Origin of the sequence: Vibrio sp. 1CM2L, assembly GCF_023161695.1 — a bacterium.
Taxonomy (GTDB): Bacteria; Pseudomonadota; Gammaproteobacteria; order Enterobacterales; family Vibrionaceae; genus Vibrio; species Vibrio coralliirubri.
In genome coordinates this window covers 545,566-560,834 of the sequence record NZ_JALNTT010000002.1, presented here as the reverse complement: position 1 = coordinate 560,834, position 15,269 = coordinate 545,566, and the positions used below count along the sequence as shown (strand labels likewise).

General features: G+C 43.9%; 12 protein-coding genes. 6 read left to right on the top strand and 6 right to left on the bottom strand.

The annotated features are described in order from the left end of the window. Nucleotides 1–114: 114 nt before the first annotated feature. Complete coding sequence (locus MSG34_RS07600; protein WP_248336907.1) at nt 115–735, top strand: YecA family protein; 621 nt, start codon at nt 115–117, stop codon at nt 733–735. A 125-nt stretch (nt 736–860) separates the two neighbouring features. Here the strand turns inward: MSG34_RS07600 and dsbB are convergent, their stop codons facing one another. Both dsbB and nhaB read right to left on the bottom strand, forming a co-directional pair. Beyond that, nucleotides 861–1,370 carry a disulfide bond formation protein DsbB gene (gene dsbB / locus MSG34_RS07595; RefSeq protein WP_048617897.1) on the bottom strand — a complete coding sequence of 170 codons (510 nt, stop codon included), beginning with the start codon at nt 1,368–1,370 and terminating at the stop codon, nt 861–863. 412 nt (nt 1,371–1,782) lie between these two features. Beyond that, on the bottom strand, nt 1,783–3,375 hold the full coding sequence (gene nhaB / locus MSG34_RS07590) for a Na(+)/H(+) antiporter NhaB (RefSeq protein ID WP_248336905.1): 1,593 nt from the start codon (nt 3,373–3,375) through the stop codon (nt 1,783–1,785). Nucleotides 3,376–4,015: 640 nt separating this feature from the next. On the opposite strand from nhaB, the gene fadR reads away from it, so the two are divergent. Next, nucleotides 4,016–4,855, top strand: a complete 840-nt coding sequence (gene fadR / locus MSG34_RS07585; RefSeq protein ID WP_248336903.1) for a fatty acid metabolism transcriptional regulator FadR — start codon at nt 4,016–4,018, stop codon at nt 4,853–4,855. A 194-nt stretch (nt 4,856–5,049) separates the two neighbouring features. On the opposite strand, the gene MSG34_RS07580 is transcribed toward fadR, so the two are convergent. Both MSG34_RS07580 and metG read right to left on the bottom strand, forming a co-directional pair. Then, the gene (locus MSG34_RS07580; protein ID WP_010437231.1) at nt 5,050–5,529 is read right to left on the bottom strand and encodes a DUF1456 family protein; all 480 of its coding nucleotides are present in this window, start codon (nt 5,527–5,529) and stop codon (nt 5,050–5,052) included. 222 nt (nt 5,530–5,751) lie between these two features. Then, a complete protein-coding gene (gene metG, locus MSG34_RS07575) occupies nt 5,752–7,812 on the bottom strand; it encodes a methionine--tRNA ligase (protein ID WP_017062160.1) in 2,061 nt (686 codons plus the stop codon). 157 nt (nt 7,813–7,969) lie between these two features. Here metG and apbC point away from each other — a divergent pair, with 157 nt between their 5' ends. The 3 genes from apbC (at nt 7,970) to MSG34_RS07560 (ending at nt 12,178) form a co-directional block, all read left to right on the top strand. Continuing rightward, nucleotides 7,970–9,046 (top strand): iron-sulfur cluster carrier protein ApbC, encoded by a 1,077-nt coding sequence (apbC, locus tag MSG34_RS07570; RefSeq protein ID WP_050651554.1) that lies wholly within the window; start codon nt 7,970–7,972, stop codon nt 9,044–9,046. A 257-nt stretch (nt 9,047–9,303) separates the two neighbouring features. Continuing rightward, the gene (gene udk, locus MSG34_RS07565) at nt 9,304–9,945 is read left to right on the top strand and encodes a uridine kinase (protein ID WP_004734002.1); all 642 of its coding nucleotides are present in this window, start codon (nt 9,304–9,306) and stop codon (nt 9,943–9,945) included. A 106-nt stretch (nt 9,946–10,051) separates the two neighbouring features. Continuing rightward, complete coding sequence (locus MSG34_RS07560; protein ID WP_050633755.1) at nt 10,052–12,178, top strand: AsmA family protein; 2,127 nt, start codon at nt 10,052–10,054, stop codon at nt 12,176–12,178. 221 nt (nt 12,179–12,399) lie between these two features. Here the strand turns inward: MSG34_RS07560 and cobO are convergent, their stop codons facing one another. Then, complete coding sequence (cobO, locus tag MSG34_RS07555) at nt 12,400–13,005, bottom strand: cob(I)yrinic acid a,c-diamide adenosyltransferase (RefSeq protein ID WP_048610567.1); 606 nt, start codon at nt 13,003–13,005, stop codon at nt 12,400–12,402. Between the two features lie 84 nt (nt 13,006–13,089). On the opposite strand from cobO, the gene MSG34_RS07550 reads away from it, so the two are divergent. Next, nucleotides 13,090–13,539 carry a low molecular weight protein-tyrosine-phosphatase gene (locus MSG34_RS07550; RefSeq protein ID WP_248336901.1) on the top strand — a complete coding sequence of 150 codons (450 nt, stop codon included), beginning with the start codon at nt 13,090–13,092 and terminating at the stop codon, nt 13,537–13,539. A 114-nt stretch (nt 13,540–13,653) separates the two neighbouring features. Here MSG34_RS07550 and MSG34_RS07545 read toward each other — a convergent pair whose 3' ends face one another. Next, entirely contained in the window at nt 13,654–15,201 is a 1,548-nt protein-coding gene (locus MSG34_RS07545; RefSeq protein WP_019823563.1) for a SulP family inorganic anion transporter, read from the bottom strand. Nucleotides 15,202–15,269 lie beyond the last annotated feature (68 nt).

Sequence of the window (15,269 nt, the reverse complement as noted above, 5' to 3'; positions counted from 1 at the left end):
TGAATAGCAATGGTTTGCGTAAGGTAATTGGTGAGGAAATAGAGAAAAGTGCTTGGCGACATCTTTGGGAGGATAGCGTTATAATATCGAAAATGCCCAACATCCAGAGCTTTCATGACATATCAATTATTAAGCCTACCAGAATCAATCACTGACATTACTCCGCAGTTTATGGAAGGTGCAATCCTTGCCTCTAACTTAGCGACCAAACCACTCGATCCAGAAGAGTGGCTGGCTATCGTTGCGCCTGAAGCGGGTAAAGAGCTGGTAACAACGGTGACAGAACAGATTAACCGCCAACACAACCTGATTCAGCGTAATGAATACCTATTAACAGACGTACTGGCTGAAGGTGACTTTAACGAACAGTTCGCTGATTTTTCTGAAGGCTTCATGATGGTTTGGCCAACAGTGGAAGAGCAGTGGCAGAGCGTGAAAGTCGCGGATGGCACTCTACGCATGTTGCAAGCGCTTCTAACAACCTTGATGCTGGCGATTGATGAAGAGCAAACTCAACAGCAAATGATCGCTGCAGGGCTTACTAACCCACCATCGCTTGCCGATTTAGTGGGTCAAGTCGATCTGATGATATCAGAAGTGGCAATGGCAGCGGATGAAGCTATGTTGGGTAATAAATCGCAGAGCGTGAATCCGTTTAAAGATATTGGTCGAAACGATCTTTGCCCTTGTGAAAGCGGCAAGAAGTTTAAACAATGCTGCGGTAAAAACAGCTAATCACGGCTTGTTGAGCAACTTAGCTTGAGTGAGTAACAGACTTTCTTAAGTGATAAAAAGTTTAAGTAATAAAAAAGTCGACCTTTGGGTCGACTTTTTCGTTTCTGGACATGATGAGCTAATTGTTAGTCATTCTTTGATTTTACAAATTGAGAAATCACTACAAAACCGAAAGCAACTAAGTTGCCCGCGAAGATAATCACCAGCCACTGTGGCATCGAAAGTTCTAAGAACTGCCACACGACCTTGCTGCAGTCACCGTAAGCCTCAAACATCCACGGAGCCCATTGGTTTAAAGGCGCCCAGCTTGGGAAGGTCACGAATAGGTCACAAGTAGCAAAAGGAGACGGATTAAACTGGTAGTCAACGTGTTCTAAAGCCAGCGTCAAACCTTTGTATGCGCCAAATCCCCAGCCAGCAAGGCCTAACCAACGTGATATTGGGTTATGAGGGGCAATAGCACCAATGATTGCAGCAACACCGATAGCAAGCATAGCAACGCGCTCATAGATACACATTACGCAAGGGCCAAGCATCATCACGTGTTGAAAGAAGAGAGCGCATGCCTCAAAAAAGACAATAAAAGCCAGCAGTAAAAGCCAAGATAAACGTCCCTTAGAGAAGTCTTTAAGCATTGCAAAAAAGTTCACGAATTTAATCCCGTCTATAAAATGAAAAAGCCCTGATTACTCAGAGCTTTTTATCTTGGATAAGTTTCCTAATCAACTAATATTTTTGATTAGCTAGGGCGTGTTGACCTTCCGCGATTAAATTTTGTTCGAGATAAAAGCGTTTTAATCGCGGCGAGGGGGAAGTAGCCTAGTCATTCTAAGCAAATCCCCCTCAACAAAGAGTAAAACGCTTTTAGCCGAACCCTTCGGGCAGCGTTTGCTGGTCATTTCTACTACGTTATCGGCTTCTCATGTAGGCTAGCTACACATCAAAGCCTCTGCCTTGTATAAATACCCAGCAACTCGCTGCAAAAATCAGCTCGAAAGGTCAACACGCCCTCGATACACATTTTATGGTTTGCAACACAAAGTCAGATTAATGACCACCAGAGATAACTGGAGCAACAGCTTCACCAGTGCGTTGAATGATCCAACCTGCATCATAGAACCAGGCTGTCATTGGCTCTACGAAGAACACAATGCCTGCTAGGCCAACAAGTGCCAATACGATGGTGTATGGCAACGCCATGATAACCATGCGGCCGTAAGACAATCGAATTAACGGAGCAAGTGCTGATGTTAATAAGAATAGGAATGCAGCCTGGCCGTTTGGCGTTGCAACAGAAGGTAGGTTAGTACCTGTGTTGATAGCAACAGCAAGTAGGTCGAACTGGTCACGAGTGATGATGCCTTCTACTAATGCAGTTTTCACTTCGTTGATGTAAACCGTACCGACGAATACGTTATCTGAAACCATCGATAGAATACCGTTGGCAACATAGAAGAGAGCGAGTTGTGCACCTTTATCTTCAACGTGAAGTACTGCATCGATTACTGGCTTAAACAGAGCTTGGTCGATGATTACAGCAACAACCGCGAAGAAAACGGCAAGAAGTGCAGTAAATGGCAGAGCTTCTTCAAAGGCTTTACCCATAGAGTGCTCTTCAATAACACCTGTAAACGCAGTTGCTAAGATGATTACAGAAAGACCAATTAAACCTACTTCAGCAACGTGAAGTGCGAGGCCAACAATCAGCCAAACTGCGATTGCACTTTGAACCCATAGCTTTGCTACGTCTTGCTTTGTACGGTTTGCACGTTCTTTGTTGTCAAATTCAACCAAGATTTGGCGAACATTCGTTGGTAGCTCTGCGCCGTAACCAAACACTTTGAATTTCTCTACAAGTGCACAAGTTAGAATGCCGCAGAAGAAAACAGGCAGTGTTACTGGCAGCATACGGATGATAAATTCACCGAACTCCCAACCCGCTTGCTTAGCAATTACCAAGTTTTGTGGTTCACCTACCATGGTCATTACACCACCCAGTGCTGTACCCACACCAGCGTGCATAAGCAGTGAACGTAGGAAAGCACGGTAGTTTTCTAGGTCATCACGAGTTAGCTCTGAGATCTCTTCATCATGAGTATGATCGTGCGAAGACGTTGTGCCCTTGCCTGATGCAACCTTGTGGTAGATAGAGTAGAAGCCGACCGCAACGCTAATAACTACGGCGATTACTGTTAGTGCATCTAGGAATGCTGATAAGAAAGCGGCAGCAACACAGAAGGCAACAGAGAGTAGAATTTTAGATTGGATGCCAAGTAAGATCTTCGTGAAAATGAACAAAAGCAGTTCTTTCATGAAGTAAATGCCAGCAACCATGAATACGAGCAAGAGTAATACAGGAAGGTTTGCTTGCAGTTCATGATAAACCATTTCTGGTTTGGTCATGCCAATGGCGACTGCTTGAATAGCTAATAGGCCACCCGGTTGAAGTGGGTAGCATTTGAGAGCCATAGCTAGAGTGAAAATAAACTCAACCACCAATAGCCAGCCCGCAACAAATGGGTCAACTAGGAAGAAAACAAACGGGTTGATGATTAAAAAGGAAATGATGGCAAGTTTATACCAATCAGGAGCTTTACCAAGGAAGTTCTTGATAAAAGCGTTTCCGAGAGACATCGGCATGTTAATACTCTTTTATGTTGATTATGAATAGACAAGCAATACAACATTTTGAGAATCGAGCTATAGAAATTGTTAAAAACTATAACTAACAGTGACTTAGAAAAACTACATTCCATGTAATGTTCTGTGGTCTTGCCAAGTCACTCCCTTAGAAACTCAAGCACTGCTTATTTTTGAGCGCAACTCTACTCTTAGATAACATTTAGTCAACAGGAAAAGCCCTGTAGCACTAAAAATACCTCTTTTTTGTTGAGAAACGCGATCAAAGTAGCGCAAGCATACCACTTAAAATGTGATAAAAACCGACTAGAATCAATATTTCAGCGAAATGATTGAAAATTACAGAATAACGACGACTTATATATGATTATTACAACTTAATATTGCAAATTAATAGCTTTAAAAGTATGACCAATCTCATTGATTTTAAAGAAAATTTGTTGTGTTAACGGTTTGTTGAAATGGTGGTTTAGAGTCGCTTGCTTTACAAACCTGAGGTGCAAACGCGTGCTGAACTTTAGAGTTATAACTCTAATGGTATTTAGGGTGAGTAAAATTTTTGAGGGTGTTTCCGCTAGGTGTGAACTAGTGGTATGATGAGTAAATTAGAACAGAATAATTAAATTGGATTGAAGTGTAGATGGTCATTAAGGCGAAGAGCCCGGCAGGATTTGCAGAGAAGTATATCATTGAAAGTATTTGGAATGGCCGTTTCCCTCCAGGTTCTATCTTGCCCGCAGAGCGTGAGCTTTCTGAGCTGATTGGTGTTACACGTACTACGCTTCGTGAAGTACTACAACGTCTTGCTCGTGATGGTTGGTTGACAATCCAACACGGCAAACCCACTAAAGTTAATCAGTTTATGGAAACCTCAGGTCTTCATATCCTTGATACGCTAATGACGTTGGACGTTGATAACGCAAGCAAAATGGTAGAAGACCTGCTTGCTGCTCGTACTAATATCAGCCCGATCTTTATGCGTTATGCATTCAAAGCAAACAAAGAAGCTTCAGAGCGTACTATCAGTAACGTGATTGAATCTTGTGAAGCGCTACTTGCGGCACCAACTTGGGATGAGTTCCTAGAATCGTCGCCATACGCTGACAAGATCAAACAAGCGGTAAAAGAAGATTCAGAAAAAGATGAAGCGAAACGTCAGACGATCTTAATCGCGAAGACTTTCAACTTCTATGATTACATGCTTTTCCAACGTTTGGCATTCCACTCTGGCAACCAGATTTATGGCCTGATCTTTAACGGTGTGCGTAAATTGTATGACCGTATCGGTAGCTACTACTTCTCTAACCCAGAAGCACGACGTTTAGCGATGGACTTTTATAAAGAGTTGTTCATTATCTGTGAGAGTGGCGAGCGAGAAACGTTGCCAATAGTGATTCGTAACTACGGTATCGCAAGTGCACAAGTTTGGAATGAAATGAAAACGACATTGCCAACGAACTTCACTGAAGACGACAGCTAAGCTATAGGTTTACTATTTTTGCTCTTGTTTAGTCAGTGACGCAAAGAAAACGAAAAAGCGGCGAGATAATTCAATTATCTCGCCGCTTTTTATTTATCTGTCGTTACTAGAAAATTATCCGTGGGTCAGTTACTTACCTATGACGAGTAATTTATCTATGTGCAGCAACTTAAAATTTATCAAGGAGTAGCAACTTACCCCGCAAACTCTTCTGAGTCTGGACGGTTGGTAAATTGCACGCCGTTTAGAAAATCGCAAAGTAGTTGGTCTTCACACACTTTGTAGTTTTTGTTTTCTGGCTTGCGGAAGTAAGCGCCGATTTCGTACTTGCTCAAGCTAATGCCAACCACTTCTAGTACGTCCAAAACATCTTCTGCTTTCATGTTTAATGCGATACGAAGCTTCATGAAGATCATGTTGTTCGTCAGTGCAACTTCAGGTTTAGGTTGCTCACCTTCTTTTTTGCCACGCTTAAGGTTGATGAAACCATTTAGGAATACCGCTAACTCTTTATCTTTCATCTTAGAGCATGACTTGTCGTTGTCGTCTTTTAGCCAGTTAATCACTTGGTCATGAGCAACGGTCACATCAGCTTGTTCGATAGCTTTGATGATTTGTGCATTTTTAAGGTTTAGTGCGTGTTGAATACGACGCAAGATTTCGTTGTTAGTCACTGGGGATTCCTAAAAAGGGTTTTAGAGTAAAGAGGCGTTGGTTTAGCCTATTTTTGTCGACGAACCAATTTCTACTCTACATAGCATAGTTGACGGCGACTCTAACAGAGAACGCTAATTTTCGGTAGATATAAAAAATCCCCAATGTTGATTCACTCTTTCAAGTCAAAAAATGCATTAGGGATTTTGTGATGGGTGCTTGTTATCTGACTGGAGTCAGAATTACATTACACGCATACCAGGTTGAGCACCTTCGTGTGGCTCAAGGATCCATAGGTCGCTGCCGCCAGGGCCCGCTGCTAGGATCATGCCTTCAGACATACCAAACTTCATCTTACGAGGTTTTAGGTTGGCTACCATTACAGTTAGTTTGCCTTCTAGCTCTTCAGGTTTGTATGCTGATTTGATACCAGAGAATACTTGGCGAGTCTCACCACCGATGTCCAGTTGGAACTTCAGTAGTTTGTTCGCTTTTGGTACTTCTTCACAAGAGATGATACGAGCAATACGCATGTCTACTGCAGCAAAGGCATCGAACTCAATCTCGTCTGCGATTGGCTCTTTGTCTAGCTCAGTTTGGCTTGCTTGCTCTTTTTCAGCTTCTGCTTTTTCTTTCGCTGCTGCTTCAGCGGCTGCATCTTCTTTAGAAGACTCAACCATTGCTTCCACTTTCTTAGGATCAATACGGTTGAATAGCGCTTTGAACTTAGTGATCTCGTGATCAGTTAGCGGAGTAGCAATCGCTTCCCACGTTAGCTCTTCGTTTAGGAAAGCTTCAGTGCGAGCTGCAAGCTCTGGCATCACTGGTTTCAGGTAAGCCATCAGTACGCGGAATAGGTTAATACCTACAGAAGAAACTTGTTGAAGCTCAGCTTCTTTGCCTTCTTCTTTTGCAAGAACCCAAGGTGCTTTTTCGTCGATGTACTGGTTAGCTTTATCCGCTAGTGCCGTGATTTCACGGATAGCACGGCTGAATTCACGAGTTTCGTATAGCTCACCGATACGCTCAGCAGCAGCAACGAATTCGTTGTATAGCTCAGGTTCTGCAAATTCAGCAGCTAGCTTGCCTTCAAAACGCTTAGTAATGAAGCCAGCGTTACGAGAAGCTAGGTTAACAATCTTGTTTACTACGTCAGCGTTTACACGTTGAGTGAAGTCTTCAAGGTTAAGATCTAAGTCATCGATGCGGCTGTTTAGTTTCGCAGCGTAGTAGTAACGTAGACACTCAGGGTCTAGGTGGTTTAGGTACGTGCTTGCTTTGATGAATGTGCCTTTCGACTTAGACATCTTCGCACCGTTCACTGTTACATAGCCGTGTACGAATACGTTGTTTGGCTTACGGAAGCCTGCGCCGTCTAGCATTGCTGGCCAGAATAGGCTGTGGAAGTAAACGATGTCTTTACCGATGAAGTGGTAAAGCTCTGTTGTGCTGTCTTTCTTCCAGTATTCATCGAAGTTTAGATCGTCACGCTTGTCACATAGGTTCTTGAAAGAAGCCATGTAGCCGACAGGTGCGTCTAGCCATACGTAGAAGAACTTGTCTTTTTCGCCTGGGATTTCAAAGCCAAAGTAAGGTGCATCACGTGAGATATCCCACTGTTGCAGACCAGACTCAAACCATTCCTGCATTTTGTTTGCAGTTTCATTCTGTAGAGAGCCAGAACGAGTCCACTCTTTAAGCATGCTTTCGAACTGTGGTAGGTCGAAGAAGAAGTGCTCAGAGTCTTTCATTACTGGAGTTGCGCCAGAAACCGCTGATTTAGGGTTAATTAGCTCAGTTGGGCTGTATGTCTCACCACAGTTATCACAGTTATCACCGTACTGGTCTTCTGACTTACACTTAGGGCAAGTACCTTTTACGAAGCGGTCTGGTAGGAACATCTCTTTCTCAGGGTCGAAAAGCTGAGAAATAGTACGGCTAGAAATGAAGCCGTTCTTTTTAAGTTCTAGGTAGATGTGAGAAGCCAGTTCACGGTTCTCTTCGCTGTGTGTGCTGTGGTAGTTATCAAAGCTGATATCAAAGCCAGCGAAGTCTTTTTGGTGCTCTTCACTAACAGCAGCGATCATCTCTTCTGGCGTGATACCCATCTGTTGAGCTTTAAGCATAATTGGCGTGCCGTGAGCATCGTCAGCACAGATGAAGTTTACAGTGTTGCCACGTAGACGCTGGTATCGAACCCAGATATCAGCTTGGATATGCTCAAGCATATGGCCAAGGTGAATAGAGCCGTTAGCGTACGGAAGCGCACAAGTTACCAAAAGTTGTCTTGGATCAGTTGCCATACTTAATAATTCGCTTTTTTGATAGGTATAAATTTGAGAAGTAATACTACTTTATAACGTGTGATACGCCAAGGTATCAGACAAAGGATTCCCCTAGTTTTTTAGGGGTTCAGTCTTCATCTCGTGGGTGATAGCATAAATAAAAAAAGGAGCCCCAATGCGTAACTTTACTTCTAAGCAAGATTTCTGTTCATGGTTGAATGAGTTCGAGTCACCAATCCTCATCCCAGAGTGGGCGCTACACCAAAATATTGTATCGGTTGATCCGCGTGGATCATTTGTTATCACCTTGCCTTTTGCTGCTAATCAGCTTGCGGTTGAATTGGAACAATGGATCAACTCTCAGATTGAACAACAGCTTGTTAGCGCTTTTCAGTTTGAAGTAAAAGTGAAGCCGTCTGCGCTAGAAACCACAGTCGCGACGCCATTGAAGGGTGTTAAGAATATTATCGCTGTGACGTCGGCAAAGGGTGGGGTGGGTAAATCAACGACTTCAGTAAACCTTGCGCTCGCGTTATCTAAGTCTGGTTCAAAAGTGGGTTTGTTGGATGCGGATATCTACGGTCCATCAGTGCCTATGATGCTCGGCCAACTAGACGCGAAACCAGAAGTACAGAACAACAAATGGATGATGCCAATCGAGGCACATGGCATTTTCACTCACTCTATTGGGTATCTTGTGTCGAAAGACGATGCGGCAATCTGGCGTGGCCCTATGGCAGCGAAGGCTTTGGGGCAGTTAGTTAATGAAACTGTATGGCCAGAGTTGGATTACCTTGTTATCGACATGCCACCGGGCACCGGTGATATTCAGCTGACGTTGTCGCAACAGATCCCAGTGACGGGCGCAGTAGTGGTGACTACTCCTCAAGATTTGGCACTAGCGGATGCGCGTAAAGGCGTAGCGATGTTCGATAAGGTAAGCGTGCCAGTGGCAGGCTTAGTTGAAAACATGAGCTATCATATTTGTAGTCACTGTGGTGAGAAAGAGCATATCTTTGGTGCTGGTGGTGCTGAAGCCATGTCAGAAGAGTTTTACCTCGATATTTTGGCACAGATCCCTCTTCATATTGATGTGCGAGAAGACATCGATGCAGGTTGTCCGACGGTGATTCGTCGTCCAGATAGTGAGCATACACGTCACTACCTAGAGCTTGCTGAGAATGTGGCTGCGAAGATGTTCTGGACCGGTAAGGCGAGACCAGAGGCGATTAACTTTTCTTTGGTTGAATAGCGAAAGATAATCAAAAAGTTGTGTTAATCATGTTGGATTAGATAAACAACGCTTGGATTTAGGCTGATAGCCATTGGGGTTGTGCAAATAGTTGTAGGCAAGTTATTTGAAAGCAAACGATTGTATTCATTAAATGCATTGATATCATCAATTTGACTGCAATTAGCTAAAATGGCGACTAGAATCTATGTGCTTTAGCCCCTATAATCAGGCGGTTTATCTCTTCCCACCACCAAACCATATCGGGTGCAAAATTAATGTCTGATAATAATCAATGTGTCATCGTAGGTATCGCTGGCGCTTCAGCTTCAGGAAAAAGTCTGATTGCTAGTACAATTTATAATGAATTGCGCGAAAAAGTAGGCGACCATCAAATTGGTGTTATCACGGAAGATTGCTATTACAGCGACCAAAGCCACTTGAGTATGGAAGAGCGTGTTAAAACTAACTACGATCACCCAAATGCACTAGATCATGATCTTTTATGTGAACATCTACAGCAGCTAATGAGTGGCAACGCCGTAGAAGTTCCTGAATACAGTTACACAGAGCACACACGTACTTCTGAAACGACTACACTTACTCCAAAGAAAGTGATCATTTTAGAGGGTATTCTGCTGCTAACAGACCCGCGTCTTCGTAAACTAATGCACGCAAGTGTGTTTATGGATACACCATTAGACATCTGTCTACTACGCCGTGTTAAGCGTGATGTAGAAGAGCGTGGTCGTACAATGGACACTGTACTTAAGCAATACCAAGAAACAGTACGTCCAATGTTCATGCAGTTTATCGAGCCTTCAAAACAACATGCAGACATCATCGTTCCTCGTGGTGGTAAAAACCGTATTGCGATTGATGTACTAAAAGCGCACATTGCGAAGTTGTTGAAGTCTTAATCGAATAAAATTTTGCCTAAGTGACTCACTTAGCTTTATTTTTTACCGAATCAGTGGCACTTTTATAGTGCCACTTTCTTTTGGAATCTAAGCAAGGAATATGCGGATGAAGAAACTACTCATTTTCATAGCTGTACCAGTGTTTGTTGTAATTGCAGCAATTCTGGCACTAGTGCTGTTAGTGAATCCCAACCAATTTAAGCCATTAATTGTCGAACAAGCCCAAAAACACACTGGCCTAGAGCTCGTGATCGAGGGGGATATCAGCTGGCAATTCTTCCCATCCATTGGCTTTGAACTTGGTCAAACTGAATTACGTAACCCTGAAGGGTTCACCCAACCGAACCTATTCAAGGTTGATACCGTTGGCGTTGATGTTTCGGTTACTCCGCTATTTAGCAACCAACTAGAGATCGGCAACATTACTCTAGACGGTGCAGAATTCTATTTAGAAACGCTTAAAGATGGTCGCAAGAACATTGATGCACTAACGCAAGCGTCAGCGCCTCAAGAGTCTGAGCCTGTAGCTGACGCAAGTTCTGAATCCGCGCCTGCACCTCAAGAGCAAACTACCACAGACGCATCGGGTTGGACGATCAACCTTGCAGGCGTGACTGTATCAAACGCATTGTTTGAAATGGACGACAAGCAAGCGGGTTCATTCACTAAGCTATACGATGTGTCTTTGAATCTTTCTGAGTTTGCCGTTGATACATGGACAACCGCGACATTTGCGGCTTCTGGTGAAAACAATCAACAGAAGTTCTCTGCACAAGGTAGCGCAGAGTTCAAGTTAGCTGAAGGCTTCGCAAGTTACGCACTTCGTAATATCGACTTAAACGCTAAGTTCAATGATCCAGCGACGTCGATTGAGTCAGCAAAAATTGGCTTGAATACGTTTGAGTTCGATAAGGTAAACCAACTGACTTACGCTGTAATCGGTAACGCGGCTGGCCTTGACCTTGATCTTAAAGGTGGCGGTGAACTTACTGTTGATAGTGCGATTTCAAAAGTAACGCTGAACAAATTAACGTTAGACTCAACATTCAAAGGCGACACGCTTCCTCAGTCTCCAATGAAAGTCGACATGCTGTCTGACTTAAGCTTCGATCTTAACAAGAGCCATCTGAGCTTTGTGTTAGAGAAGCTACAAGCTAACGCTATTACATTAGACGGTAAAGCAGACGTAACCCTATCTGAAATACCAAAGGTTCGTTTCTCTCTTCATAGCCCGAATATTGATTTGGACGAGTTCCTAGGCTTAGGCAATACAACAGAAACAGCGAGCACTGCTCCTTCTGGTTCTGCTGGTGGCTCAACGTCAAACTCTGGTAGTTCAGCTCCAGCTAAAGAAGTGGAACCTGATCTGTCGGCTCTGAAAACGTTAGACGTGAAAGGTGACATCACGATTGATAAGTTCAAGGCGAACAACGCGAAGATGCAGAATGTTAAAACGGCATTTTCGGTTAACCGTGGTATCGCAGAGCTAACCTCATTCACCTCGAATCTTTACCAAGGTTCTATTTCAGCTACGGCTAAGCTAGATGCTCGTAAAACACCAGCGACTTACACGGCTAAGAAGAAAATCAAAGGCGTGAAAGTACAACCGTTACTGGTTGATGTTGCAGATAACGATATGCTGGAAGGTACCGGTAATATTGATGTCAACGTGAAAGGTAAGAGCTTAACTCCAACAGGTATCAAGAAAAACCTAGTCGGTACTATCGCGATTAACTTTGAAGATGGTGCAGTTAACGGCATCAACGTAGCTCAACTGATTCGAGAAAACTACGCTAAGATCAAAGGCGAGAAAGTTGAAAGCACAAATGAAGCTCAAAAAACGGACTTCAGTGCAATGAAAGCGACGCTGAAAGTGGATAAAGGTTGGGTTTCAACTAACGACTTATCAGCACAGTCGCCATTGTTACGCGTGACAGGTCAAGGTAAAGCAAACTTCATCAATGAGACGGTCGATTTCCTTGTGCGTACATCAATTGTGGGTTCACTTGAAGGTCAGGGCGGTAAGAGTATCGACGACCTGAAAGATGTGACTATCCCAATTAAGGTAACCGGCCAGTGGGCTGACCCGAAATTCGCACTTGTTTTTGATGATGTGTTGAAGCAGAAAGCACAGAAAGAAATTGACCGTGGTGTGAACAAGCTAACGGACAAGATCAAAGACGAGAAAACTAAAGAAGCCGTTGATGGTTTATTGAAAGGTTTCTTTAACTAAACGTTTTTAACTCGTATATAAAAGAAGCGCCATTCCTATTGTAGGAGTGGCGCTTTTGTTTGGGTGCTTATAATACTTTCGAGAGATTCCCTATGACACTCGTCCCTCGTTCTAGGGAATGACGATCGGTTTCGTCCTTTGTTCAAGGGCGTGACAGTCTAGTGGTCGTCATCCTTGAGAGGGAAGAATGACCGAGTCGGGGGATCTCTGGTTGAATGCTATTACCAATCCACGCCTTGAAGCGCTTTTACACCAGATTCGAAAGCGTGTTTAACGTTACGAACTTCAGACACGGTATCGGCCATGTCCGTTAAAGTGCGGTGCGCCCCACGGCCAGTAATGATCACGGACTGCATTTTCGGACGGTTGTTTAGAGCTTCTACCACTTCATCAAGTTCAATGTAGCCGTAACTCACCATGTAAGTCAGCTCATCAAACAGAATTACATCAATCGACTCATCGGCTAGCATGCGTTGACACTCTTTCCACACGCGCTGTGCGGCTTCGATATCTTGAGCCTTGTTTTGAGTTTCCCAAGTAAAGCCAGTACCCATCACTTGGAACTCTACATCGAGCTTTTGAAGAACGTTCTTTTCACCGTTATCCCAAGTTCCTTTTACAAACTGAGCAACGGCACACTTCTTACCATGACCAACGGCACGGGTAATCGTACCAAAACCGGATGTTGATTTACCTTTACCGTTACCAGTGATAACCAGCAATAGGCCTTTAACTTCTTGTGCTGCAGCGACACGAGCATCGACTTGTTCTTTTACTTTCTGTTGTCTTGCTTTGTGGCGTTGTTCTTTGTTGTCTTCAGTCGACATAACAAATCCTTTTAAGTTGTGATTGCGCCTATCATAGCCTAACTTAACGATAGCAAAAACCATCGGAAGAACAGGTGATTAGGGATGAAGACGATACTCGTAGTTTGTATGGGGAATATTTGCCGTTCGCCAACAGGCGAAGCGGTGCTAAGGAAGAAAGCGCAACAGCTGGATATTGACGTTGTGGTCGATTCTGCAGGGACGATTGGTTTTCATCAAGGCAACCCGCCAGACTCGCGTTCGAAATCTGCAGGAGAGAAGCGAGGTTACAGCTTTAAGGGGATTACTTCTCGTAAAGTGGTAGATAATGACTTCGAAGAATTTGACCTGATACTCGCGGCCGATAGGGCGAATTTAGATGACTTAATGAGCCAATGCCCCGCTCATCTCCAATACAAGCTTGCGTTATTTTTAAGCTTTGGAGAGTCACAATATCAAGAGATCCCCGATCCGTATTATGGTGAGGGAAATGGCTTTGAATTGGTGTTGGATTTAATCGAAGAGTCTAGCGAAGCGATACTGCGTTCAATGTAGTGTGGAAGCAATGTACGTCGTTTGGTGATCAGCGTAAGGGCTGACCGATAGGTATAAAAAAGGCCGACATTGAATGTCGGCCTCTCTAAATCTAACTTAAAGCTACAGCTAAGATTACTTAGACATTACTTTGTAGATTGGGTCTTCTGCAACGTTCGCTTCAACTAAGCTACCCGCTTTGTGCAGCATAGCAACACAGTCTTGGCTTAGGTGGCGAAGGTGAAGTGTTTTACCTAGCGCCGCGTAACGGTCAGCAATTGTATCGATCGCTTCAATTGCAGAGTGGTCAGTAACGCGTGAGTTTGCGAAATCAACGATCACATCTTGTGGATCGTTGTAAGCGTCAAACAACTCTAGGAAGTTAGCTGTCGAACCAAAGAAGATTGGACCGTTAACTTTGTACTCTTTTGAGCCTTCAGCGTTTACTGATGTATCTGCGTAGATGTGTTTAGCATGTTGCCAAGCAAACATTAGCGCTGAAGCTACAACACCAACACCTACCGCTACAGCAAGGTCAGTCAGTACGGTTACTACGGTAACAAGAACGATAACGAAGAAGTCTTGCTTAGGAACGCGACGCGCAAGCTTGAAGGTTGCCCATTCAAATGTGCCGATAACAACCATGAACATTACGCCCACAAGTGCTGCTAGAGGAATCATTTCAATCAGTGCAGAACCGAACAGGATGAACATCAGTAGTGCAACTGCGGCTACGATACCTGAAAGACGACCACGACCACCTGAGTTTACGTTGATCATCGATTGACCGATCATCGCACAACCACCCATCGCACCGAATACAGAACACGTTACGTTAGCCATACCTTGACCAACACATTCACGGTTAGATTGACCACGAGTGTTTGTCATTTCGTCTAGTACTGTCAGTGTCAGCAGAGATTCAATCAGGCCGATAGCCGCAAGGATAATTGCGTAAGGCAGGATGATCTGTAGTGTCTCTAAAGAAAACGGAACAGCAGGAATTGAGAATGTTGGTAGAGAGCCCGCTAGCGTTGCAGCTTCGTCACCAGACATTGTACGTAGGAAGTCGACAACAGTGCGAGTTTCAAGGTCAAGACCCACAACCAAAGCTGTTACTGTAACAATAGCAACCAATGAAGATGGTACTGCTGTTGTTAGCTTAGGTAGGAAGTGGATGATAGCCATTGTAAGGGCTACTAGACCTAGCATTAGTGTCATTTGACCGCTTGGTAACCAAGTCAACGCACCTGTTACGTCTGGTGCTTTAAATTGACCAAGCTGAGCTAGGAAGATAACAATGGCCAAACCGTTCACGAAACCAATCATTACTGGGTGTGGAACGATACGGATAAATTTACCTAGTTTAAATACACCTGCTGCGATTTGCAGAAGGCCAGCCAGCATAACGGCTGCGAATAGGTATTGAACACCATGGGTTGCCACTAGGCTCACCATTACAACTGCCATTGCGCCAGTTGCACCAGAAATCATACCTGGACGGCCGCCAAAGACAGAAGTGATTAAACCTACGATGAATGCTGCGTAAAGACCAACCATTGGGTCAACGCCAGCAACAAAGGCGAATGCTACAGCTTCAGGTACCAGAGCTAGGGCTACTGTAAGACCTGAAAGCACGTCATTCTTTACAGAGTGCTTTGAAAATTGTGGGAATTCGAACATGTTTGCTCAGCTATGCTTAAGATGGATTTACCGACACGGGTGTATTGCGTAGCCAAACAGTGATGGAA